This window comes from Granulicella tundricola MP5ACTX9, assembly GCF_000178975.2.
Classification (GTDB): Bacteria; Acidobacteriota; Terriglobia; order Terriglobales; family Acidobacteriaceae; genus Edaphobacter; species Edaphobacter tundricola.
The window spans coordinates 4,151,511-4,174,996 of sequence record NC_015064.1; the positions used below are offsets into that span (position 1 = coordinate 4,151,511).

Consider the following 23,486-nt stretch of genomic DNA (forward strand, 5'->3'; position numbering starts at 1 on the left):
CGCATACACTCCGCGAGAGAGAAAGAAATGATCCGATCCACAAACGGTGTACCCCATCAACAAGCGGTTCACCTTGTCAGTCTCGTTACGTGCCCTTCGCTGCATTGGATTGAGGCGAACGACATTAATCGAACAATCGCGGCCCCACCTCGCGCAACCGCTCGCCCTTCACCCCGCCCTGATGGCTCGGGCACAGCCGCTTCGCAATATCGGTCCCGTTCGCCCCATACTCGAATCCGCAATGCTCACACCGCAGGTGATACACCCGCTGCCCCGGAAACGACTCCGAACCCCAACCCGTATCCCTCACCACCACCTGCCCATGATCGTTCCTGTACCCCGGCCGCGTCGTCGCGGCACTCTGGGGCATGCGAATCTTCCGTACCATTCCACGCTCCTCATGCCATCCTACTGAAACACACGATGCGCCTCCTCTATCGCCTCCTCCTCCACGCCATCGACAACCACGGCCTCCGCGGCACCATCCTCCGCGCCATCCGCCCCCCCAGGCAGTCCACCGCCGCCCCTGAACCCTCAAGCCCTGAAGTCCACCCCTTCGACCAACGCCACCACACCGACACCAGCGGCTACGTCCCCGGCGAAGCCCTCGCCACCGGCACACCCGCCGACCTCTACAACACTGCCTACTACGCCATCTCCCCCTCCACCCTCACCCAGGCCATAGCCGCCCTCCCCATCTCGCCCACCCAATACACCTTCGTAGACCTCGGCTGCGGCAAGGGCCGAGCCCTCCTCATAGCCGCCCATCAAAACTTCCGTCACATCGCAGGCATAGAGCTCTCCCCAACCCTGGCCGCCTCAGCCCGCACCAACACCACCACCCACCCCAACATCACCATCCAGACCGCCGATGCAGCCACCGTCCTCTACCCACCCGGCCCTCTCGTCGTCTTCTTCTATCACCCCTTCCTGGCCCCACTCCTCCGCAAGGTCCTAACCAACCTGACCGATCAGTCAAACAACCGCGACATCTATCTCCTCTCCGCCAACCCCGGCTACCCAAAGGTCTTCGCCCGCTTCCCCATGCTCGAGCAGCAATGGACTAAGGACTTCACCCTCTCAGAGGAAGACGCGTCAGCAGACCGCCACGGCATCCTCTTCGAGCGCTACACCCTCTGGCACCTCCCCCCTACTGCGTGATCATCACCTTTGAAGTACTAGCCAGCGTCAACGCATTCTTCGGCAGAAACGGCAGCACGAAGCTGAACGTATAAACCACCTTCACATTCACCATGCAGCCCGGGCTGTTATAGATCCCCAGCGCATTGCAGCTAACCCCCGTAGCTGTCGTCCCCGGCCACGTCGTCAGCACGGTCAGGCTCCCAGTCGTCAACCCGATCGGCGTAATGCTCTTCACATAGCTCGTCACATCGCTTGAAGTAGCCGCGCACTGAAATGAAGTACTCAACAGGCAAAGCGCCCCGCTCCACGTAGCGCCCCGCACCGCCGCATACCGCGTCGCATCCCGCGCCGCCCCCGCCACAAAGTGATATGCATACAGCGCACGCGAGCAGTCCATGATCCCGAAGATGATCATCATCAATACCCCCGCCGACACCGAAAACTCGATCAGCTCACTCCCCACCTCATCCTTAAGCAGCCGTCTCATCCTTACGGTGCCACCCGCATCCGCGAGTGCCCCTTCAGCACCATCGTCGCCGGAACCAGCGGATACACCATCATCGGCTTGAAGTTCACAGACGTACTCACATCGATGTAGTTCACCATGTTCACCAGGCAGTTCGGCGACACCCCACAACTCACACTCCCGCCCGTCCCATCCGAGCACTCGCACCCATACGTCGCCACCGCCGTCATCGTCGGCACATCGCTCGCATCCAGCAGCGCCGCGCTCTGCATCCCCGCCGTATCCGTCGGATTCAACACCCCATACGCCGCCCCCGACTGCGCCGCCGAGCCCACCTCAATCTCCACGTAGTAAGCCTGCCCAAAGTCCACCACACCCACCAGCACCAGCAGCAGCACCGGCATCAGCAGCGCCGTCTCCACCACGCTAGAACCCTCCTCTCTCCCCCAACCCTTCATTGCGAGATCACCGCCCCGTTCCCAGCCAGCGGAGATCCCGTAGCCAGCGACCCATAGTTGTTCGCAAACGAGCTCGTCACCGTCGTAAACCCGAACGTCAACGCCTCAAACACAATGTCGTACGCCACCAGGATGTTGTAGTTCACCGGCCCGCTGAAGCAGAACGTCACCTTCGCCTTCGGAAAGTAGTAAGCCCCCTCAAGGATCGTGTTGTAGACCGTGCTCCCCAGCAGCGTCGCCCCGTTCGTGTTGTTGCTCGGCTGGAAGAACAGTATCCCCGCATAGCTGCCGCTCGTCGGCGCAACCAGCCGCACCCCCGCCAGGCTCAGGCTCGGAGCCAGAAACGTGATCCCCCCGCTCGGCCCATAGTTATAAAACGTCACCCCCGTCCCAGAAACATTCGTCCCCAGATCGATCGTCAGCCCGCCCGGCAGCTTCGTCGCACCCCCATTGTTCGAGGTCAGCGCATACACCCCCGGCTGAAACACCGCCGTCCCGCCCGATTGCACCGTGATCCCACCGCAGTAAGCCCCATCCGCAAAAAACGTCGCACTCTGCCCAAACCCCACCGTCACCGTGGAGCCCGCACCATGATAAGGACTGCTCGTCGAGATCCCACACCCAGGCATCGTTGGAGCCGCCAGATACGCCAGCGGGTCTGCCGGCTTCGGCACGGAAGCGCTCGTCTTCGGCACCGGCGCAATCGCACACAGAAAGTTGGAAACGCCCCCCACCACATTGATCGCCGAAGCGGTAATCACCCCCAGCACCGCACAGCTCAACGCACTATTGGAGCTCGACTCCACCATGATCCCGCACGGTGAAGTAATGGAAGCCAGCCCCTGCACCGTCAGCGCCCCGCTGCCCGTCGGATCCAGCGCAAAGATACAGTTTGTCCCACCCGTCGTAGAAGCCTCAGCCCGCGCGCCCACCGTTCCGGTCGAAAGCCCCAGCACCTTCGCAAAGATCGTCGGCTGCGCCTGCATGACCAACACCTCCACGCTCGACGTCTTCCCATAGTTCGGATCGCTCGCCCCCTTCGCGCACGGCCCATGATTGATCATCAACGTCAGCCCCGTGCTCGGCACCGTCCCACATGCCGTGACGATGTTGTCCGGCGTCAGCCCGTTCTCCACCATCGCGCTCTTCGCCGCCGTCTGCATCACCCCGCACGCCAGTGTCCCATCGCAGTAGGACATCTCCAGCACGCTCGCCAACGCCGCCGCATCCGCCGCCTTCTGCAGCCCTCTCTTCTGATACCGAAGCTGCCCCACATCCACCGCCAGCGCCAGAAACCCCAGGATCGCAACCATCCCAAACGCCGCAATCAGCGTCGCCGAGCCGTCCTCGTCCCTGAAGATCCTCAACAACGTACAGCCTCCCTCGTGAAAGACACTGGTATCTCCCAAGTCGCAGACGCGAACATCCCGGAAAGCCTCCGGCATATCCCAGGTCGCGGACGCGAACAGGAGAGCCGAAACAGCGCACAAAGCCCGCAGGCAAGGTCCAGCAAAAGCTCCGCCCCCCACCTCGCGGCGAAGAATGCAGCAACCCTCTCCAATCACAATCGGCAACAACCCCACAAAACTTGAGCCTCACCCCGACCTCAAATGAGGGCTGCTTGCCAGCCACCAACTCCTGCCATTGACCTAAAAAAAGCGGCGGAGAGCCGAAGCTCCCCGCCGCCGTGATCAATACTGCCTGAGTTAGAACGACAACCGAAGCTGAAACTCTGTCGTACGAGGAGCCCCCTGGTCATACGTACCCGACTGACGCGTTACGCGCTGAGAATCAACGCTGTAAAAATCATTCGGACCGTTCACGCTGCCGACACCCGGAGTACCCAGATCGCCGCCAAAGGGAGCAACGTTCGGGTTTCCGCCGTCGTTTCCGTAGTTGGAGAAGTTACCCACGTTATAGAACGCAATCTTGGGCTCAAGAAGAACAGAATCACCAAGCGTGTGAACATAGCGGCCAATGCGGATCGGGTAAGAGAATGTGACGTCTACCTGGCGGAACATCGGGTTGGCAGGTGCAACCGCCTGGGGAAGCGTAGGCAGCGACTGAATAACGCCATTCAACGCGGTCAACTGATTGGAGTTGAAGATACCGGCTGCCACAAGCGCTTTACCTGCGGGAGTAAGCTGTCCTGCATATACCTGGTTGAAGTTGTTGATGTAAGCGCCAAGCTGACCCGGCTTCACGCGGTGCATATAGTCACCGGGCAATGTGCCCGGTGCCAGATCGCCCGTCGTACCGTCACCCGTCAAGTCTGACTGGAAGATGTTTCCAACAGAGCTTGCCGTGTTGTCCAGCGTCAGAGACGTGGGAAGCGCAGAGTAGAAGTGACCAATGACGCCGACCTCAGGACCATGCTTCACAAGGAACGATCCGCCAAATGAAACCTGGTGCTTGCGATCAAGACCAGCACGCCCGATGTAGGCGTTCGGGTTGTCGTTATCCCACGAGGAGTTGCTGAAGAACTGGTCAGATCCACCGAAGGAGGAAGAGACGACACGGGAGAGGTTATAAGAGATCTGAACGTTGGACCGTTCAATACCCCGAACGGGATGTGACTTCTGCTCACGGAAGACAACCTGCAGGGCATCATAACCGGAACGTCCGACCGGAAGCAGGAAAGCACCGCTACCGAGCTTAGCATTGGCACCCGGAAATGCTGCGCCGTTTGCAATGGAGTCGCCGTTATTGGCCGCGCTCGCCCCGCCTAGGTACGCTTGGCCTGAGTCAAGTCCGTGTTGCGCGAAAGTATCGATCGTCGCGCCATTCGCGATAGCGCAGTTGATGGAAGCCGCACTGGAACCTTGCGGGCAAGTCGGGTATCCTGCGTATTTCGCCGCCGCATTCGGCGCAAGCGTTGCGGCAATTGCGTTCGTCGCAGCCGTCGTATTCAAATAACGAGCCGCACCGACGTGATTGACATCCTGCTCCTGCGCAACCTTCAGTGTGCTGTTATGCACGTAGTCGACGGAGAGAACAGCACCCTTGAACAGTTCACGCTGCAGTCCAAAGTTCCACTGCTCGGAATAAGGAGTGCGGTAAGGCGCACCATAAACACCGGTCGCATTGAGCGTCTCTCCAATGAACGATGTGTTTGGAGAAACCGGGTTCTTGGCAGATGCAGTCTGATACCCCTGCGAGAGCGCAAGGATAAACGGAGCAGCTTGCTTCACAGGTGCCGCGCACGCTTGTGCGATGGTCATCGTCTGACCGCCCACAGTCGCCGAGTTCGTGATCGACCCGTCCGGATTTGTGAACTGGCCAGGACCGCAGACGTTGCCATTGGCAGCCTCCGCGAAGAACGGACCAGCCTTCAGAAGAGCACCGCGAGCGTTCGTCGTATTGTTGAAGACGTCGCCCTCAAAGAAAATTCCGATGCCCGCACGAAGCACGGTTACGTGATCCGGCAGCGCATAGGCGAGTCCCAGCTGTGGCGCAAAGTTGCCGTAAGGCTGGTGAACCTGGCCGGCGAATTGAGAACCATAAAGGCCCAGCAGAGATGTAGTAGCAGCAGCACCCGCACAAGGATTATCTGCCACATTTCCGACCGAAGTGTTGTACTGTGTTGCGTCCAGTGCCGAGCAGGGTAGGCCCGGAAGATCCTGGTTCGCGCGGTCGGTATCCACAGACCAGCGCACGCCGGCCGAGACAGTCAGATTCGGCGTAGCCTTCCACGAATCCGCAACATAGGCACCTTCGCGCCAGTCATGCACGCCACCGAAATTGGCTCCAAAACCAGGATTTTCCGTGAAATAGCCCAGTCCGTTTCCTATGATCAATGAACTGGTGTGATATCCGTTCAAAGGATCGCCGGGGCAAGCTGCAGCACCCGCAACGTTACCGCAATTCGCCAGCAGTGTCGCCGAGTTCGTACGCAGACGCGGTCCGAGACCAAAGAAGTTTGCAAAACCGCCGCCCAGAATGTAATTGATGCTATAGCCGTAACGAATGGTATGCGTACCCTTCGTCCATGACCCGTCATACCGAGCCTGCTTATCGCTCTGGAACGTTCCCTGCGGAGCATCGACGTTAGGCCCGGTCGAAAGCAACGGGCTGGTGCCAACGACGTTCTGATACGCAATACCCGGCAGCAGATTCACCGCAGCCGTAGATGACGTGTCGCTGATCAAGTTGTGGAACTTCTCAAAGCTGCCGCGGAACGAGTGCGTGAAGCGCCCGAACTGATAGTCCACGCCGCCCGCAATACCCGGCGTGTTATCCCGGTTCGCATACGTCTCGAACTGCTCACCGAAGTTACCGGCAACCGCATTCACGTTGTAGTTCGCACGAACGAAGTAGTGCCCGCCCTTCGGTCCGTTATAGTCCAGACGCACCGTCGAGTAGGTCTCACGATACGGAGAGGGAACGTTCAACCCTACATATTGAGAGAACGTCGACGAAACACCTGCAGGCTGCGCGGCATCCTGCTTGATGCGCTCCAGATTCCCGAAGAAGAACAGCTTGTCCTTAATAATGGGACCGCCCAGCGATCCGCCGAACTGGTTCCGCTGGAATGGAGGCTGCGACCCAAACTCCGTCGCAAACAGCGCACGCGAGTCCTGGAAGTTATAAAACAATTCGCCGTGGAACCCGTTCGTACCTGTCTTCGTCGTCACCAGCACCTGGCCGGTCGAGGTCACATCACCCGAAACGTCCTGTGTCGAGCGATTCAACTGGAACTCACCGATCGCACCCTGCGAAACGTTGAAGATCGTCGTTCCCACCGTTTCGTCCGTGATGTCCTGGCCGTCGAGCAGAATACGGGTCGTACGTCCAGATACACCGCCAACCGACAGCGCCGAATACCCAGCCTTCGTCGGGTCGAACGATCCGCCCGCCTGAAGAATGACGCCCGGTTCAATCTGAGCAACGTCCAGGAAGTTACGCCCATTGATCGGCAAAGACTCGATCTGCTGGCTGGTCAGCACGTCGCTGACGCCCGGCTGGTCGGCGTTCACCTGAATCGAACCCGCATTCACCTCAACCGTCTCGCTGGACTGACCCAGGCTCAGTTTGAAAGTTCCCGGAGTCGTCGTTCCAACGCGAATCACCGTGGTGACTGCGAGCGACTGGAAGCCCGCCGAAGAAACCGTAACCTTATACGCTCCAGGGGTCAGCGGCCCAATCGAGTAGTAGCCCGCGCCATCCGTCTTCAACGTGCGCGAGAAACCCGTATCTGTACCGAACACTTTGACTTCCGCGCCCGGGACAGCCGCGCCGCTCGGATCCGTGATCGTGCCCTGAATCGATCCGCCGTTCGTCGAAACGTTCTGTCCATAGCTGGCGACGCTCATGACTACAGCCATCGCGCCTACTCCAAAAAACTTCCTCATCCGGTGTTCTCCTGAAGGTTACCGAGATCGTCGTTGTAAGCCGCCTCTCAATAAGGCTGGCCTCTGATTTCGTACGTTCACGGAACACATTGCACGTTACATTCCAATCTGCCTGATATATCTGTAGCGGACTGAGGTCGAGGTCCACCTAGGATCGCCCTGCTCTAAGTCTCCCGAATGCAACGAAAGTTGCAAGTCCGACTGAAGGCGCTCCCAGCCGACAGGGAACTCTTGCGCAGTCAGAACTTTAGCCTCCAATTACATGAAAAAGGAATGTTCTCCGTAAATTCATATATTGGGCAAAGCCCCCGCAATTTACAGCTCTGTTTTCATCAGAGAAGTCTCTTGCAAGAATGGCTGTCAAATTGCAGCAAGTGCAGCAGAACGCTTACAACCGTTTATCCTTATCACCCACACGAGGACTTCAAGAATGAAACTTTCCCCCGCCTTGCGCAGAGCGACCATGCTGGGCATCTTCGCCGCTTCGTTGACCGCAGCCCACGCAGCCGACGTCAATGCCCGTATCAAGGGCACCGTGACCGACCCCGCCGGAGCGGTTATTCCGAACGTCAAGGTCATCGCGATCAACCAGGCGACCGGCGTCAAGTTCACCACCACATCGCAGGCTAACGGCGACTATCTCTTCCCCCAGCTCCCAATTGGTACCTACACCATCTCTGCCAGCGCCACCGGCTTCAAGGGCTTTGCGGCAAAGGGTATTGTTCTCAATATCGACCAGGAATACGTCGAGCCGGTCAAGCTGGACCTCGGAAGCGCCTCAGAGACCATCTCCGTTCAGGCAGATGCCGTCCAGGTCAACACCACCGACATGCAGCTCAACAACATCGTCAACGCAGACCAGTTCGTCGAGCTCCCGCTCATCGGTCGTGCCTTCACCAACCTTGAGCAGATTCTTCCCGGAGTTCAGGCTTCCAACGACCGCTTCGGCAGTTTCTCCGTCAACGGCTCCCAGACACAGCAGTCCAGCTACCTTATTAATGGAGCGGACTCCAACGACATCGCCCTGAACACCATCGGCATCCAGCCCAACCTCGACGCTCTGGCCCAGTTCAACCTCGTGACCGGCCCGCTCAACGCGGAATATGACCGTAACTCGGGCGCAGTCGTCAGCACCGTCATCAAGCAGGGAACGAATCAGTTTCACGGCGATGCATTCGACTTCTATCGCGATACCTTCCTCAACACCAAGAACTACTTCCAGACCAAGGCTTCCAAGTATCACCAGAACATCTATGGTGGAACCCTCGGCGGCCCCATCATCAAGGACAAGCTCTTCGCCTTTTTCGCATTTCAGGGTCAGAAGGCCGTAACCCCTCAGACCGGTGGAAACGTAACCGTCCTCTCCCCCGCTAACCTGACCGGAGACTTCTCCGCCGACCTCAACCCCACAAGCGCGAATGCATTTCAAGCCAATCCCGTCCCTGGCACCTTGAAGGCAGCCACCGGTTGCACCTTGCCCGGTGAGACTTGGACCCAGTGCTTCCCGACCGGCAAAATTCCCACCACTGCTTTCAATCCCGTCTCACTCAATCTCATTAAGGCCTTCCTTCCCGCAGCCAATACCGGGACCAACGGCTTCCAGTTCAATCCCGTCACCACCCAGACGCAGCGCCAGTACATCGGACGCATGGACTTCAACCCCACGGCGGCCAATCAGTTCTACTTCGTCGCCATCCAGCAGCACTTCCCCAGCTCGGACGTACTCCCATTCACGGGCGGCACGGTTCCCGGCTTCGGCGACCAGAACACCAGCGAAATCTACCAGTACTCCGCCGGCTTTATCCGCCAGTTGAGCTCCAGCTCCGTCAACAATCTTGAAATCCACTACACCCGCTTCAACTTCGGATCGGTCAGCCCGCAGAACGTCGTGCAGCCTTCGACCCTGGGCTTCTCCATCACACCCCAGAATGCAGCTGCCGCCAGCGTACCTTTCATCGGTGTAACTGGCTTCTTCAACCTCGGTTTCAGCACCAACGGACCTCAGCCCCGCAAGGATCAGAACTATCAGGCGGACGATAACTTCTCGAAGGTCGTCGGTCATCACAACTTGAAGTTCGGCTACGACGGACGACGCTACAACGTCTCGAACCCCTTCTTCAGCAACAACAACGGTGCTTTCAGCTTCAATTCCGCAACAAACATCTTTACCACCGGTGATGCGTCTCTCGACTTCCTGCTCGGCAACCCGTCCACCTACGCTCAGGGCTCAGGCGCTCAGATCAATGCTTACGCCTTCCTTAACTATATGTATGCGCAGGACACCTGGAAGGCCACCAACAGCCTGACCATCTCGTATGGCATCGGCTATCAGATCGATACGCCGCTTCACAACACGCAATACAACAACGAAGGCGTCACCTGCTTTATCCCCGGCCAGCAGTCCAAGGTCTTCACCACGGCGCCTATCGGCCTCAACTATCCGTCGGATCCCGGCTGCAACAACGCCAGCGGCGCCACCACCCGTTATACGAACTTCGGACCTCGCTTCGGATTCGCGTATGCGCCCGACTTCGGCTTCCTCTCTGGCGGAAGTGCAAAGAAACTCTCGGTCCGCGGCGGATTTGGTGTCTATTACAACCGTTCGGAAGAAGAGACCTCGCTCAACAACCTCGGCGATGCTCCCTACGGCCTCAACTCCTCTGGTGCTGCGGACTACGGTGCAACCAACCCCACCTTCGCCAATCCCTACCAGGATCTGGACACAGGCACGGTCTACAAGAACAAGTTCCCCGCAACCTTTGCGACGGCCGGTCAGACTCCTGACTTCTCCCCGTTCGAACCCCTTAGCCTCAGCCAGTACAGTCCGAACTTCCGCTCGCCCTACTCGGAAAACTTCCAGTTGACCGTAGAGCGCGAACTGCCCTCGCAGACCATCGCACGGCTCAGCTATGTCGGCACCCTTGGCCGGCATAACCAGTTCTCCGTGGAAGGCAATCCCGTCACCGCTGCCGGACATGCTGCTTGCCTCGCAAGCGCAGCCTGCATCACCAACCGCAACATTCAGAGCTACGTCTATCCCACCCACACTCAGTTCGGCGTTGCCAACGCAAGCACCGGCTTCAATAACTTCACCAGCATCGGGACGGTCACCACGGAGGGTGCATCAAGCTACCACGCTCTCCAGGCCAGCGTTGAAAAGGGTCTGACCCACGGACTTCTGGTCCAGGCCAGCTATACCTACAGCCACTCGCTCGATAACGGATCCAGCTACGAAGGAACCGGCTACGGCGGCACCAACCGTGGTTACAACCAGTACCAGCCCAGCCTCAACTACGGTGACTCGAACTTCGACGCACGTCACCGCTTCGTCTTCAGCCCTCTCTATCGTGTGCCCTTCAAGTCCGGCGGCAATGCATTCAGCCTGCGTAACCTCGCCGCCTCTGGCTGGGAAGTCAGCGGTGTCTCAACCTTTGCTACGGGATTCCCCTTCGATATCTCATACGGTGGAGGAACCTCTCGTTCGCTCTGGTGCTCGGCTAGCTTCTCCTACTATGCCTGCCCGGACGTACCCAACCAGATCGCTCCTCTCGTTCGTGCCAACGATCGTACGCGGAGCGCAACCACCGGCTACACCACCTGGTTCTCGCCCGCCAGCTTTGCCGCGGAGCCCATCGGGGCCTTCGGAAACGTGCATCGTAACCCCTACCACGGTCCTGGTCTCCTCAACACCAACATCATCGTCGCCAAGAATATCTCGGTGTCGAGTGATTCCACCCGCTACTTCCAGCTTCGGCTTGAAAGCGACAACGTCTTCAACCACACACAGTTCAGCAATCCGGATGGCAACATCGGAGATTCGACCTTCGGTCAGATCACCTCAGCCGCTGCTGGCCGTCAGACTCAGCTCGCCGGAAAGTTCTACTTCTAACCTGCAAGCATGATCTGTCAGCGAAGGCGCCCTCCCGGGCGTCTTCGCTGTTTAAGCCTCCAGAGCTCTCAACCAGACCCATTTCCGCTCTATATCTGGTATTCGACACGCTTCTCCCCTGTCTTTCCTTTACCCCCTTAAATCAACCATTTATCATGGAGGAGACCATGGCAGACGATCTCTTCCCCGAAGACCCCAGCACGCCTGAAGTACCCGATTCGCAGGACGCCTCCTCGAACAACCCGCCCCCCGCAGGCACCCCGCCGGACGACCCCAAGTACGGTCAGGTCCAGGGCCGCGGCGCGCTCATCATGACCTCCATCAACATTGAGGAGGAGATGCGCCGCTCGTATCTCGACTACTCCATGTCGGTCATCATCGGCCGAGCCCTCCCCGACGTCCGCGACGGCCTCAAGCCCGTTCACCGCCGCATCCTCTACGGCATGCAGGAGATGGGCCTCCAGTTCAACAAAAAATACACCAAATCAGCCAAAGTCGTAGGCCACGTCATGGGGAACTACCATCCCCACGGCGACTCCGCCATCTACGACACCATGGTCCGCCTCGCTCAGCCCTTCTCCCTCCGTTACCTCATGGTCGACGGACAGGGAAACTTCGGCTCCGTCGACGGTGACTCCCCCGCGGCCATGCGGTACACCGAATCCCGCCTCACCCGCCTCGCCGGCGAGATGCTCGCGGACATCGACATGGACACCGTAGATTTCGTCCCCAACTACGACGAGTCCACCCTCGAGCCCAGTGTCCTCCCCGCCCGCGTCCCCAATCTCATCATCAATGGCAGCTCCGGCATCGCCGTAGGCATGGCCACCAACATCCCCCCGCACAACCTCACTGAGGTCGTCAGCGCCTGCATCTCGCTCCTGCAGAAGTCCCCCCAGGACACCACCCCGGACCTCGAACTCGTCCTCCAGCACGTCCTCGGCCCAGACTTCCCCACCGGCGGAACCCTCTTCGGCCGCACCAACATCCCCCAGGCCTACCGCACCGGCCGCGGCCGCTTCATGATGCGCGCCAAGTGCCACATCGAAAACATCTCCGGCGGTCGCCAGGCCATCGTCGTCGACGAGATCCCCTACCAGGTCAACAAGTCCAAGCTCATTGAGCGCATCGCCGAGCTCGTCAACGAAGGCATCATCACCGACATCGCCCGCGACGAGTTCCGCGACGAGTCCGACCGCGACGGCATGCGCATCGTCATCGGCATCAAGCGCGGTGCCGAGCACCAGATCGTCCTCAACCAGCTCCACAAGCACACCCAGATGCAGGAGTCCTTCTCCATGATCTTCCTGGCCGTCCACAACGGCCAGCCCAAGGAGCTCCCGCTCGACAAGGCCATCCGCGCCTTCCTCGATCACCGCATCGAAGTCGTCCGCCGCCGCACCGCCTTCCTCCTCGCCAAGGCGCGCGACCGCGAAGCCATCCTCCTCGGCCTCCAGATCGCTCTCGACCATCTCGATCAGGTCATCCGCATCATCCGCCAGTCCAGCTCCCGCGCCGACGCACGCGAGAACCTCTTCGCCTACTTCAGCAACCGGACGATAACTCTCCGCGGAACGGAGTTACGCGGCATAACATTAGACCCCGCCAAGTACGGCATCGACCCCCGCCTCATTCCGCCCCCGCCCGCCAACGCCGGCACCGGCGCGACGTTGATCCTCGCCTACCGCCAGATCGACGCGATCCTCGAACTCCAGCTCTATCGCCTCACCCAGCTCTCCATCGACGAGCTCCTCAAAGAACTCGCCCTCATCCGCGACAACATCGCCGAGTTCGAATCAATCCTCAACTCCCCGGCAAAGCTCCGCCAGGTCATCGCAGATGAATTGGCGCAGATCCGCGACAAGTACGGCGACCCCCGCCGCACCATCATCCTCGACGAGACCGCCGAGCTAGGCCTCGAAGACCTCATCGCCGACGAACAAGTCGCCGTCACCGTCTCCAACACCGGCTACCTCAAGCGCACCCCCATCTCGACCTACCGCCAGCAGCGCCGCGGCGGCACCGGACGCATCGGCATGAAGACCCGTGACGAAGACTTCGTCGCCCAGCTCATCATCGAGTCCACCCACGCCTATCTCCTCTGCTTCACCAACTCCGGCCGCGTCTACTGGCTCAAGATCTACGAGATCCCCGACACCGGCATCACCGGCAAAGGCAAGGCCATGGCCTCCCTCGTCGACCTCCAGCCCGGAGAAAAAGTCGTCACCATCCTCCCCGTCAAGAACCTCACCGAGGAGGGCAAGAACATCCTCTTCGCCACCCGCAACGGCACCGTCAAGAAGACCCCCCTCAAGGACTTCTCCAACGTCATGAGCCGCGGCATCATCGCCATCGGCATCGACAAGGAAGACGAGCTCATCACCGCCCGCATCACCACCGGCTCCGACGTCGTCTTCCTCGCCACCCACGACGGCATGGCCATCCGCTTCAACGAGCAGGATCTCCGCCCCATGGGCCGCCCTGCGACGGGCAACAGAGGAATCAACCTTCGCAAGGGCGACTTCGTCATCGGTGCCGCCGTCACTCCCTCCCCGGAGGCCCGTGAAAAGCAGCGCCGCGAGCGCGCCGAAGCCCTCGGCCTCCTCGCCCAGCTCGAAGACGCCATCACCGAAGCCACCGACGCCTCCCTTGTCCTCGAAGGCGACCCCTCCGACGTCGCCGCCGCCCCACCCGTCAGCAGCGCCAAACTGGACAAACTGGACGAGAAGCTGGGCCTAACCCCCTGCCTCATCCTCACGGTCTCGGAAAACGGCTTCGGCAAGCGCACCGACGTCGATCGTTACCGCCTCCAGTCCCGCGGCGGCACCGGCGTCATCAACATGAAGACCGGCACCAAAACCGGCAAGGTCACCAGCATCTCCCTCGTAGACGACACCACGGAGATGATGCTCATCAGCCAGTTCGGCAAGATCATCCGCATCGACACCAAGCAGGTCCGAGCCGCAGGCCGCAGCACCAGCGGCGTAAAGCTCCTGGACCTAGACCAGGACGACAAGGTAGCCGCCGCCATGACCATCCCCCCCGAAGACCCCAAAGAGAAACTAGAAAACGGCACCCTCCTGCAATAACTGCAATCCACTTTCGTAGACCACTTGGCCCTTCCCTCAACCGGAAGGGCCAAATTTTTGTCATTCCCGAGTGTGATCCGCGTCTGTCTTCGTACTCTGTTTGTCATTCCCGAAGGGAATCTGCGTTTGCTTTGGCCCTTGCCGTTGCCCTTCTAGTTGTCATTCCCGAAGGGAACCTGCGTTTGTCTTTGCCGTTGTCCTTTTGTTTGTCATTCCCGAAGGGAATCTGCTTCTGTCTTTGCAGTTGCCATTGCAGCTAGGTACCCCGAGGCTTCAGCCTCGGGTCTCACAAACCCACCAAAGACTTGGCCTTTGTCCTTTGGGTATGCTCTCTATTAGCTCTATAGACTGCGATTAGCGAGTGCTTGAGGCTCCCAACCAAATGTCACTCTAGCACTCACTTCAGTTAAAAATCTTCGGCCACTTATCGCTTTGGCTTTGAATTTCACAAGGTCATTTAGAAATCGCGCAAGCGGGATAGTCTTTGGCCTAGGGAGCCTCTGCGCAGGCGGCCGATTTGACGATGTCGGTGTGTGACTTGAGTCGGCGGCCAAGTTTTTCTGCGGTTGGGCCGTGCTTTGCTTGTTCTGGCTGGGGTTTGTGCGGAGTCGAAGACTCATAGCCCGTCTCCCGGCGCTAGGCGGCGGTTCCCGCCAGGTGCTTGCGGTGGAGGTAGAGGTTGATGAGGGCGAAGTTGGCGCATAGCCGGTGATGGTTCTTGGCGATGCCTCTGTAGCGTACCTTGTCGAAGCCGAAGACGCGCTTCAGGATACGGAAGACGTGTTCTACTTTCGCTCTTACTTTTGATTTCGTCGTATTCTTCTTCTTTGCCGCTTCATCGACATAGTTCTTGAACCTGGTTCGCTTGCAGGTCATGTCCTGGGCCTTGGGCGCGGCCTGCCGGATTGCCTTGGTCTGGCCTTGATAGCCGCCGTCGCCCCACACCTTTCGCTCCTCCCCATGTAGCAGATCCGGCAGCATGTGTACGTCGGAGACGTTGGCCGCCGACGTTGCCACTGAGTGCACGTGACCTTCTTTTGCATCAACGCCGATGTGCGCCTTCAGTCCGAAGTACCACTGCTTGCCCTTACGAGTCTGACGCATCGCCGGATCACGCTCTTTCTTCTCGTTCTTGGTCGAAGAAGGCGCATGAATAATGGTCGCATCCACGATCGTGCCGGTCTCGATGCGGATGCCCCTGGCCGCCAGATGCAGGTTCACCGCGTCGAGCATGGCACCGCCAAGGTCATGCTTTTCGAGCAGGTGGCGGAAGCGCAGCACTGTCGTTTCATCCGGTGCCGGAGCCACGCCCAGGTCAACACCAGCGAACCGCCGCAGCGTGAAGGACTCATAAAACGCCTCTTCGACGCCGGGGTCGGACAAGTTGAACCACTGTTGCATAAAGTACGTCCGAAGCATGATCGCAAGCCCGACAGGACGACGGCCGTTGCCGGCCTTCGGGTAGTGCGGTTCGACCAGAGCCTGTAACTCGGGCCACGGAACAACCACTTCCATCTCATCCAAAAACAGCTCCCGCCGAGACTTCCGCCCATACTTCTCAAAGATCGACTGGGACGCAAACGTCTGCTGCTTCATCGCCATCCACCCCTAACCATCAGATTAATCCATCAGGCCGCGGACGCAGAACTTGTGCAGAGTTTCCCTAGAGCCGGTAAATAAGCAGGGTGCTACCTGGCCGCTAAATGTATACTCATGACCAATTAATTTGCTCATCTAGTCGTTGGCAGGTTGCTTGAATTCCTGGATCGCCGCGGAACCTCGTGGGAGCTTGAAGCAGATACCCTTGCAAGGCGGCACGCTGCTTTGCGCTTAGGGTTCCATTAAGTTCTAAGAAGCGGCTTGTGCCAGCGAAAACAGTTAGAAATGGGTGGACGGTTATTCTTGCACGCTCTTCTTCATCATCAATGGCGCGAGATAGCTTTTGAAATGCTTCGTTGAAGGCTGCATCGCGCTCCATCGGCGCACTCTCCATTCTTCGTAACAAAAGCTTGCCGAGCGTAGTCAGTGCGAAAGGATGGTTTTCGATAGCGACAGCGTGTCTCGCATACTGAAGCCCAGTTGACAAGTCATCATCTGCGGTAAATAAGGCCCGCTGCTCCCAATATCTTGAGTTCCACTCCCAAGTGTCCTGCGTTGACAAATAGAACTGGCCCGCAAAATTCGGAAGGAACACTTTCACGACTTTGTCCGCATCGAAAAGTCTCCTTGTTAGGCGGGCTTCCGGCGATCGGGCGATGATGGCTTTCCGATTGACATGTGGAGCTAGAGCTTTTGCGAGATTTGTGAACGCCTTTAAAGCTAAAGACTCATTGGAGCCACTAAGGAAACTCTTCACAAGTTCTGCGTCCGCGGCCTGATGGATTAATCTGATGGTTAGGGGTGGATGGCGATGAAGCAGCAGACGTTTGCGTCCCAGTCGAGCTTTGAGAAGTATGGGCGGAAGTCTCGGCGGGAGCTGTTTTTGGATGAAATGGAAGTGGTTGTTCCGTGGCCCGAGTTACAGGCTCTGGTCGAACCGCACTACCCGAAGGCCGGCAACGGCCGTCGTCCTGTCGGGCTTGCGATCATGCTTCGGACGTACTTTATGCAACAGTGGTTCAACTTGTCCCGACCCCGGCGTCGAAGAGGCGTTTTATGAGTCCTTCACGCTGCGGCGGTTCGCTGGTGTTGACCTGGGCGTGGCTCCGGCACCGGATGAAACGACAGTGCTGCGCTTCCGCCACCTGCTCGAAAAGCATGACCTTGGCGGTGCCATGCTCGACGCGGTGAACCTGCATCTGGCGGCCAGGGGCATCCGCATCGAGACCGGCACGATCGTGGATGCGACCATTATTCATGCGCCTTCTTCGACCAAGAACGAGAAGAAAGAGCGTGATCCGGCGATGCGTCAGACTCGTAAGGGCAAGCAGTGGTACTTCGGACTGAAGGCGCACATCGGCGTTGATGCAAAAGAAGGTCACGTGCATTCGGTGGCGACGTCTGCGGCCAACGTTTCAGACGTTCACATGCTGCCGGATTTGCTGCATGGCGACGAGCGAAAGGTGTGGGGCGACGGCGGCTATCAAGGCCAGACCAAGGCCATCCGGCAGGCCGCGCCCAAGGCCCAGGACATGACCTGCAAGCGAACCAGGTTCAAGAACTATGTCGATGAAGCGGCAAAGAAGAAGAATACGACGAAATCAAAAGTAAGAGCGAAAGTAGAACATGTCTTCCGTGTCCTGAAGCGCGTCTTCGGCTTCGACAAGGTACGCTACCGAGGCATCGCCAAGAACCATCACCGGCTATGCGCCAACTTCGCCCTCATCAACCTCTACCTCCACCGCAAGCACCTGGCGGGAACCGCCGCCTAGCGCCGGGAGACGGGCTATGAGTCTTCGACTCCGCACAAACCCCAGCCAGAACAAGCAAAGCACGGCCCCCCCCGCTGAAAAACTTGGCCGCCGACTCAAGTCACACACCGACATCGTCAAATCGGCCGCCTGCGCAGAGGCTCCCTAACACTCTTGAGCACACGCTCTCCAAGCACACTTTGAAGCGTAGTTACAAAATCACTTTCTGTAACGTTATAGGCCAACTTCAAAGGTACGGACCTCCCGAATAAGTGGTGTATAGACTTTTTGATTCCTAGTGCCGTCTGAAGAATGCTATATCTCACTCCTTCCGAGTAACAGTGTTGTGCTAATGAAACACTAAGATACGCGGAAGCATCATCTTCAGTAGACTCTTTCCACAAAGATTCTGCCAATCGATCTAACGGCCTGAAGTCATTGAGTATTTGACATACTGAGATGGCGATTGGTTCTCCAGAAATGCGGCGAGCGTATGCAGTAGGATTATTTAAAGCGCCGGGGTCGGCAATTAGACCAAATTGTTGGTATCTACCCAGGACTTCTTCGCATTCGGCCATTGACAAAGGTGTAAAACTGGTACGCGTATGAGGAAGTCGACCGATCGCAAGGCGAACATATTCATTTCTGTACGATCGCTCTGCACCCAATACGGTGAGCCGCGATGGATCCCCTAATCTCTCTAATATCTCTTGGACTTGTTCTGCATGGTCCGCAAAATTATCCACTAAGAGCAATAGAGGGAGCACGGCCTTATCAAAACACTTGACTGCATGTTCAACATCGATTTTCGACAATGTTCTTACTACCAGCACTGGTTGACCGCTCATCGCAAGGTCGTGACCAACTCGTCTGATTGTGGTGCTTTTACCAGTTCCAGCATCAGCCGACGTAATCAGAAGTTTAGGAACATTGCCATCTCGCAAACTTCTTTCAACCGTTGTCCGTATGGCAACATTCGCTTTCCGTTCGATATCATAGTGATGATTAAGGTCATCCCAATCAGGCTCTCGGCCCCAGAGAAATGCACTTGGCGTTGAAGGAAGCGGCAGACTTGCTGCGGTGACTAGCTGGAAGTCCAAGAAAAGGTGGAGAAGGTCCTTTTGGCTTATATCAGGCTGAAAGAGTGTAGCTGCATTTGGGACCACTAGGTCTGCGATCGTTGGTGGAGCAGGAATTTCGTTGTGAAGCCAATTCAAAAACTCTTCAAACGTAGCTTTTACTAGTATCAACCCGTAGCGTGCACAATCTGATTCGGTGACAGGATCAGGGTCCGGCTCGATAAGCAGTGATGGACCAGAACCCCGCCTAGGAGTAGATGAGGTTCGGTGGCTTAGATAGTACTCAAGATCAATCTCATTAAGGGAGGTTCCCGCAATAATAAAAGACTCTGTTGCAAGGATCTCTGCCAACGTGTGCATCCACGGATTAAGCGCTCCCATGTTTCTTGCATATTCATTGTTAGAAAATACAAAGCCCGATTCTGGTCGCTTGACCCATCCATGAAGATGAACGATCTGAAGTTGATCTCGACTAGGTGTGGGTTCAAAAGGCGAGTCATAGTTCAGTGTTACCAAATTTTGCATGCTGCTAGATGAGTATTTATGTTCTACGACGTCATCTATATTAAAAGTAAAGAATCTCCTCCACAAAAATTTGTCTAGATATTTTAGAGATTGGCCAGGATGACACCCACTGTAGGCTTCAACTAGCTCTTTTGCGATCTGCTCCTTTTTGAGTAGAGGATATACACGACTCAGGGATGTGCCGCTCTTCGCCCCTGTGAGGTCGCAAAGATGTATCCGCAGATCCTCGGCTCCTAATAATTTTTGTTTTTTTTGATTCGTGCTGTCCCTGGAGATTCCGGAACCCGTCAGCAAGTTATATGAACCACTTAGGAGGGATTGCTTGAATGCCGCTAAGGAGTCTTCAGGAATCATTTCCTTACCTCTTAATTGAGTCACAGATTGTTTTAAGATGAGTTTAGATCACGACGCCCTTGATCAGATGCTAGCCATTTCAAAATACTAGACTGGTGTTCCCTGAGAGCAATAAGCAACCCTACTTCGCCACCATCTCCGCACTCACCCTCACCGCCCCCCCACTCACCGTCATATTCCGCGTCCAGTCCTGGTACCCACTCTTCTTCACCGTAATCTCATGCTTCCCCGCAGCCACCGACACCGTAGAAGGCGTATTCCCCACAAACGCCCCATCCACCTCGATGTCCGCCCCCGCCACACTCGCGTCCACCGCAAGACTCGCCATCTGCGCCACGGCCGTTCCCGCCACAACTCCCGGCGCATCCTGCGGCACAAACTTCGCCATCTCCAGGTGCATATCGCCCGCCACGAACGCCGTCACCTCCGTCCCCTTCGGGATCGAGATGTCCTTGCCGTGAATAAACAGCAGCAGCGGAGCCGCCGGGAAGAACACGATCGCCGTCCCCACAATCCCCGCCGTCATCGCCCCCGTATGCCCCCCGCCCTTGCCGCCCTCGGTCGCCCGCAGCGCGGCCTTCTCCCCATCCGCCAGCCGCATGGAATCGATATTGACGTCCAGCTTCCCGCCCCGCCCCATGCTCCGCTTGCTCTGCGCCTCGGTCACAGTCGCCAGCGCCTGCGCGCCCTTCGGCACCACCATCACCCCCATCACATCGACCTCGTCCACCACCTCAAACGAAACCGACTGCCCCACCTTCGCGTTCGCGGACGTGATCGTCTCCGCCAGCCGCAGCTTGACCGCAGTCCCATCCATCAACGTGTTCGGCGTAGCAACCACCGCAGCCGAAGCACCAGCAGGCGCAGCGGGACTAGCGGCAGCAGCCTTCGCAGGCACACTCCCGGAAGGAGAGCCAGGTTGTGAAGGGTTAGCAGGAGTGGTCTGTTGAGAGAGGGCAGAGGAACCTGCTGAAAGCAGGCAAAGCAAAGCAGAGGAAAACAGATTCAAGGCAAGGTCCTATAAAACTCAGATTTGGCAGATGCCAAAGCCTACAGCCCAACCCTCACCCACGCAAGCAAAACCTGCACCAACACAAAACTCCCCACCAACTAATGCTTCACAGCCCCATCCGCCCCAACACGATAGACCGAGTGCAACGGCCCCTTATCGTTACTCAGCAGATCGACCGTCACCGTCCCCGCCGCCGCATCCCACTTCGGCGCGTGCGCCGGCACCATGTTCAGCCAGCAGCTCTCCACCAGCACGGAAAGCGTCTCCTTCGGCTGCCCCAGAGCCAGCACATGCAGATACCGCTCCCCGGTCTCACTTGCCCCGCACTCCCCCTGCACATTGCCCGGATTGGAAGCGAAACTATCCGTAAAGATCAGCACATGCCCCGGCTTGGCGAACACCTGCGCCGCCCCAAACGGCGCATTCAGCCCCTGCGGACGAACCCCGGGATGCGTCAGCGCCAGCTTCAAGCCCGAGCCCTCCAAATAAGTCACCCGGCCATATTGCCGCAGCACCAGCGGCGGCTTCGTCCCCTTCACCCTCACCGGCCCATGCCCTGCAGCCTGCGCCCCACACACAGCGAACAGCGTCCCAGCCAGCCCCACCCCAAACCACAGACCTGCTGCTTTACGTGGTACACGCCCGTACTGAAAACCTTTCATGCTTGCGACGGCTCTCTCAGCGATCGACACCCAGCACCCCCAAATTGTCGAGACATTCCACACGCAAAAACGTGGTGGTTCCCGCCTGGTGAAAAGGCGGTACTCCACCACGTTTTGTGGTGCGTTTCGGCTACCACAAAAGATACATTTCCACAGTAACGTTAACCAGTTAGGGATTGACAGCATCGAGCGGCATAACCGCCCCAGCCTTCACCCACTGAGCCACAACCGCGATATCCGCATCCGAAAGCTTGGGCTTGTTTGGAGGCATCGGCATCGGATCATCCTTGGGCCCTTCATGCCGTATCAGCCTGACCAGCAACGACTTATCCGCATCGCCCGGAACCAGAACCGTCCCGTCATGCCCCCCCTTGAGCATCCCCGCGCGCGTGTCGATGTTCAGCCCCCCACGGTGATTGATCCCCATATGACACTTGGCGCAGTTCGTCTCCAGGATCGGCTTCACCTTCGTTGTGTAAAACTCCGGCTTGCTCGCGTCATCCTGTGCCTTGACGCCACCCAAGCCCCATGCCATGAACAACATAGCCGCGACACCTAACCCAGTTCCAAAGCGGAGCATCCGCCCTCCTATTAGCAGACTCGACAACAGAATCAACATCAATACTTATACGGGGTACACCCAGAATATAACGTAACAATTGCTCTGCGACTCCGCGCCCGCCCCACCAAATGCGCGTATTTGCCCACAAATTAGCACTCTTCGCGGTCTTCGCCACCGCCGGCGCCCCAGCGTACGCCCACCCGCACCACCCCGCCGCCGCAAAGTCTCACGGCCAGCGCCAAACCACCCACGCCGCAAAAAAAACTGAGACACAGCTCCACCACCGCCATAAACCCCCTATGCCTCAACAAGATAGGGTCAATCCCGTTTCGGGACGCCATCACAAGCCAGCCCCATCGGCACGCACCATCGCCCGCTCAACCCCAATAGAATCAACGCCAGAGCCCATCTACACCCACCACAACCGCAAGCTTCACCACACCCCCACCCCAGAAGTAGCCACTGTTAAGTCCCCTGTTTTCATGGTGGTACCCCCCATGAAGGGTTCACATGAAATTTTGATTCACCAAAATCTCATGGCTGATTCAGATGGACTGACGCGGGTGCAGGATGATTCCGACCTGGACCGCATGCGTGCGGATCGCTCCTTGGTGATAATTCCAGAAGCTTTAGGCTTGCAGGCGGATGATCGTTTGCCAGCAAATCGGCGCTACTGCCGCCCATGGACCGCGCAGTTTCTAGCGGCGATGGCACGCGCACACTACGAGCGCTTCCACTCTCCTCTCCAAGTCAATTCCGCAGTTCGAACAGTGGAGTTTCAGCAAAAGTTGCTTAGAATCAACGGCAACGCTGCCCCGGCTGAAGGCGACACGGCCTCCCCGCACCTGACCGGGCAGGCCGTAGATATCGCAAAACATGGATTATCCGCCACAGAAATCGCATGGATGCGCGGATATCTATTGCCCCTGGTGCAGCAAGGCAAGATCGATGTGGAGGAGGAGTTTCAGCAGGCCTGCTTTCACATCAGCGTTTATCGGCGTTACGTGCCTGCCCCTGTAGCCCCACGCGACATCGCGCAGACTCATCGCGGCGCGGCAACCGTGCTGGCGGCAGCCATGCGGTAGAACGTGGTGAAAATGTGGCTGCGGCTGGTCTTCTACTGGTGAAATGTGGGCAACGAACAGCATCACATTCGTCACTACCCAACCGCAGCCTGCTTCGTCCAAGCCCTATCGTTTTGATTATCCGGTGAGCTTCTCCCGCCCATTTTGCGCTTCTCTTGGAGCCTGAATCCGGACGGGAACTCGCAACGAGGCTTCGGCTCACCTATAATCGAGCTTTCCCCCTGAGCAATGTTCGGGACGTGTTTTGACTAGATTTCCATAGGGCAGTGAGGGTGTGCGTATCTTTACCGTGAAGCGAGCGAGCGACAGCTCCATCAAGCAGCAGAACGAGCCAGCAAGCGGGGTTTCTGGTCCCCAGGCCCACCCGACCATGCAACCGATTCATGGAAGCATTCAAGCCTCCGCATCCCGTCACCGCAGCTTTGCCTATTCCCTGGCGGCGTTGATCGTCCTGGCAGCCG

The 23,486-nt window shown here is 58.0% G+C and carries 16 protein-coding genes; 5 read left to right on the forward strand and 11 right to left on the reverse strand.

Annotated elements, in window-relative coordinates; all coding sequences use genetic code 11:
* Positions 1–124 precede the first annotated feature (124 nt).
* Positions 125–388: a hypothetical protein gene (locus ACIX9_RS18175; RefSeq protein WP_013581964.1), complete on the reverse strand. Its 264-nt coding sequence runs from the start codon at positions 386–388 to the stop codon at positions 125–127.
* Positions 389–423: 35 nt separating this feature from the next.
* Here ACIX9_RS18175 and ACIX9_RS24080 point away from each other — a divergent pair, with 35 nt between their 5' ends.
* Complete coding sequence (locus tag ACIX9_RS24080; protein ID WP_013581965.1) at positions 424–1,161, forward strand: class I SAM-dependent methyltransferase; 738 nt, start codon at positions 424–426, stop codon at positions 1,159–1,161.
* Here ACIX9_RS24080 and ACIX9_RS18185 read toward each other — a convergent pair.
* The 4 genes from ACIX9_RS18185 to ACIX9_RS18200 all read right to left on the reverse strand — a co-directional run bounded on the left by ACIX9_RS18185 (position 1,151) and on the right by ACIX9_RS18200 (position 7,418).
* A complete protein-coding gene (locus ACIX9_RS18185) occupies positions 1,151–1,630 on the reverse strand; it encodes a TadE/TadG family type IV pilus assembly protein (protein ID WP_013581966.1) in 480 nt (159 codons plus the stop codon). The two genes, ACIX9_RS24080 and ACIX9_RS18185, sit on opposite strands and share 11 nt — an antisense overlap.
* A 2-nt stretch (positions 1,631–1,632) precedes the next feature.
* Entirely contained in the window at positions 1,633–2,034 is a 402-nt protein-coding gene (locus ACIX9_RS18190) for a TadE/TadG family type IV pilus assembly protein (RefSeq protein WP_013581967.1), read from the reverse strand.
* Positions 2,035–2,063: 29 nt separating this feature from the next.
* Positions 2,064–3,434 carry a pilus assembly protein TadG-related protein gene (locus tag ACIX9_RS18195; RefSeq protein WP_198152123.1) on the reverse strand — a complete coding sequence of 457 codons (1,371 nt, stop codon included), beginning with the start codon at positions 3,432–3,434 and terminating at the stop codon, positions 2,064–2,066.
* 339 nt (positions 3,435–3,773) lie between these two features.
* Positions 3,774–7,418 (reverse strand): TonB-dependent receptor, encoded by a 3,645-nt coding sequence (locus ACIX9_RS18200; RefSeq protein WP_013581969.1) that lies wholly within the window; start codon positions 7,416–7,418, stop codon positions 3,774–3,776.
* Between the two features lie 430 nt (positions 7,419–7,848).
* On the opposite strand from ACIX9_RS18200, the gene ACIX9_RS18205 reads away from it, so the two are divergent.
* Positions 7,849–11,307, forward strand: coding sequence for a TonB-dependent receptor (locus ACIX9_RS18205; RefSeq protein ID WP_013581970.1), 3,459 nt, complete (start codon positions 7,849–7,851; stop codon positions 11,305–11,307).
* Positions 11,308–11,474: 167 nt separating this feature from the next.
* Complete coding sequence (gyrA, locus tag ACIX9_RS18210; RefSeq protein ID WP_013581971.1) at positions 11,475–14,396, forward strand: DNA gyrase subunit A; 2,922 nt, start codon at positions 11,475–11,477, stop codon at positions 14,394–14,396.
* A gap of 636 nt (positions 14,397–15,032) precedes the next feature.
* On the opposite strand, the gene ACIX9_RS18215 is transcribed toward gyrA, so the two are convergent.
* Both ACIX9_RS18215 and ACIX9_RS18220 read right to left on the reverse strand, forming a co-directional pair.
* Positions 15,033–15,992 carry an IS5 family transposase gene (locus ACIX9_RS18215; protein ID WP_041597230.1) on the reverse strand — a complete coding sequence of 320 codons (960 nt, stop codon included), beginning with the start codon at positions 15,990–15,992 and terminating at the stop codon, positions 15,033–15,035.
* Positions 15,993–16,107: 115 nt separating this feature from the next.
* Entirely contained in the window at positions 16,108–16,752 is a 645-nt protein-coding gene (locus tag ACIX9_RS18220) for a hypothetical protein (RefSeq protein ID WP_041597212.1), read from the reverse strand.
* 54 nt (positions 16,753–16,806) lie between these two features.
* Here ACIX9_RS18220 and ACIX9_RS18225 point away from each other — a divergent pair.
* Positions 16,807–17,767 (forward strand): IS5 family transposase gene (locus ACIX9_RS18225; RefSeq protein ID WP_041598203.1). Its coding sequence is split into 2 segments (ribosomal slippage): positions 16,807–17,025 and positions 17,027–17,767, totalling 960 coding nucleotides; the frame shifts between segments, so codons are not numbered across the junction.
* Positions 17,768–17,883: 116 nt separating this feature from the next.
* On the opposite strand, the gene ACIX9_RS24970 is transcribed toward ACIX9_RS18225, so the two are convergent.
* The 4 genes from ACIX9_RS24970 to ACIX9_RS18240 form a co-directional block, all read right to left on the reverse strand.
* Positions 17,884–19,704, reverse strand: coding sequence for a P-loop NTPase (locus ACIX9_RS24970; protein WP_083808489.1), 1,821 nt, complete (start codon positions 19,702–19,704; stop codon positions 17,884–17,886).
* Positions 19,705–19,825: 121 nt separating this feature from the next.
* Positions 19,826–20,602: a PEGA domain-containing protein gene (locus tag ACIX9_RS18230; protein WP_232298751.1), complete on the reverse strand. Its 777-nt coding sequence runs from the start codon at positions 20,600–20,602 to the stop codon at positions 19,826–19,828.
* A gap of 212 nt (positions 20,603–20,814) precedes the next feature.
* A complete protein-coding gene (locus tag ACIX9_RS18235; RefSeq protein ID WP_013581973.1) occupies positions 20,815–21,378 on the reverse strand; it encodes a hypothetical protein in 564 nt (187 codons plus the stop codon).
* 169 nt (positions 21,379–21,547) lie between these two features.
* On the reverse strand, positions 21,548–21,958 hold the full coding sequence (locus ACIX9_RS18240; RefSeq protein WP_013581974.1) for a c-type cytochrome domain-containing protein: 411 nt from the start codon (positions 21,956–21,958) through the stop codon (positions 21,548–21,550).
* 479 nt (positions 21,959–22,437) lie between these two features.
* Between ACIX9_RS18240 and ACIX9_RS18250 the strand changes: the two genes are divergently transcribed.
* Positions 22,438–23,025 carry a DUF5715 family protein gene (locus tag ACIX9_RS18250; protein WP_157477680.1) on the forward strand — a complete coding sequence of 196 codons (588 nt, stop codon included), beginning with the start codon at positions 22,438–22,440 and terminating at the stop codon, positions 23,023–23,025.
* Positions 23,026–23,486 lie beyond the last annotated feature (461 nt).

Bases quoted from the DNA above. Each gene is read 5' to 3' on its own strand.
- ACIX9_RS18200 (WP_013581969.1), bottom strand. From the start codon at position 7,418: ATGAGGAAGTTTTTTGGAGTAGGCGCGATGGCTGTAGTCATGAGCGTC.
- ACIX9_RS18175 (WP_013581964.1), bottom strand. From the start codon at position 388: ATGGTACGGAAGATTCGCATGCCCCAGAGTGCCGCGACGACGCGGCCG.
- ACIX9_RS18240 (WP_013581974.1), bottom strand. From the start codon at position 21,958: ATGCTCCGCTTTGGAACTGGGTTAGGTGTCGCGGCTATGTTGTTCATG.
- ACIX9_RS18205 (WP_013581970.1), top strand. From the start codon at position 7,849: ATGAAACTTTCCCCCGCCTTGCGCAGAGCGACCATGCTGGGCATCTTC.
- ACIX9_RS24970 (WP_083808489.1), bottom strand. From the start codon at position 19,704: ATGATTCCTGAAGACTCCTTAGCGGCATTCAAGCAATCCCTCCTAAGT.
- gyrA (WP_013581971.1), top strand. From the start codon at position 11,475: ATGGCAGACGATCTCTTCCCCGAAGACCCCAGCACGCCTGAAGTACCC.
- ACIX9_RS18185 (WP_013581966.1), bottom strand. From the start codon at position 1,630: ATGAGACGGCTGCTTAAGGATGAGGTGGGGAGTGAGCTGATCGAGTTT.
- ACIX9_RS18235 (WP_013581973.1), bottom strand. From the start codon at position 21,378: ATGAAAGGTTTTCAGTACGGGCGTGTACCACGTAAAGCAGCAGGTCTG.
- ACIX9_RS24080 (WP_013581965.1), top strand. From the start codon at position 424: ATGCGCCTCCTCTATCGCCTCCTCCTCCACGCCATCGACAACCACGGC.
- ACIX9_RS18250 (WP_157477680.1), top strand. From the start codon at position 22,438: ATGAAGGGTTCACATGAAATTTTGATTCACCAAAATCTCATGGCTGAT.
- ACIX9_RS18215 (WP_041597230.1), bottom strand. From the start codon at position 15,992: ATGAAGCAGCAGACGTTTGCGTCCCAGTCGATCTTTGAGAAGTATGGG.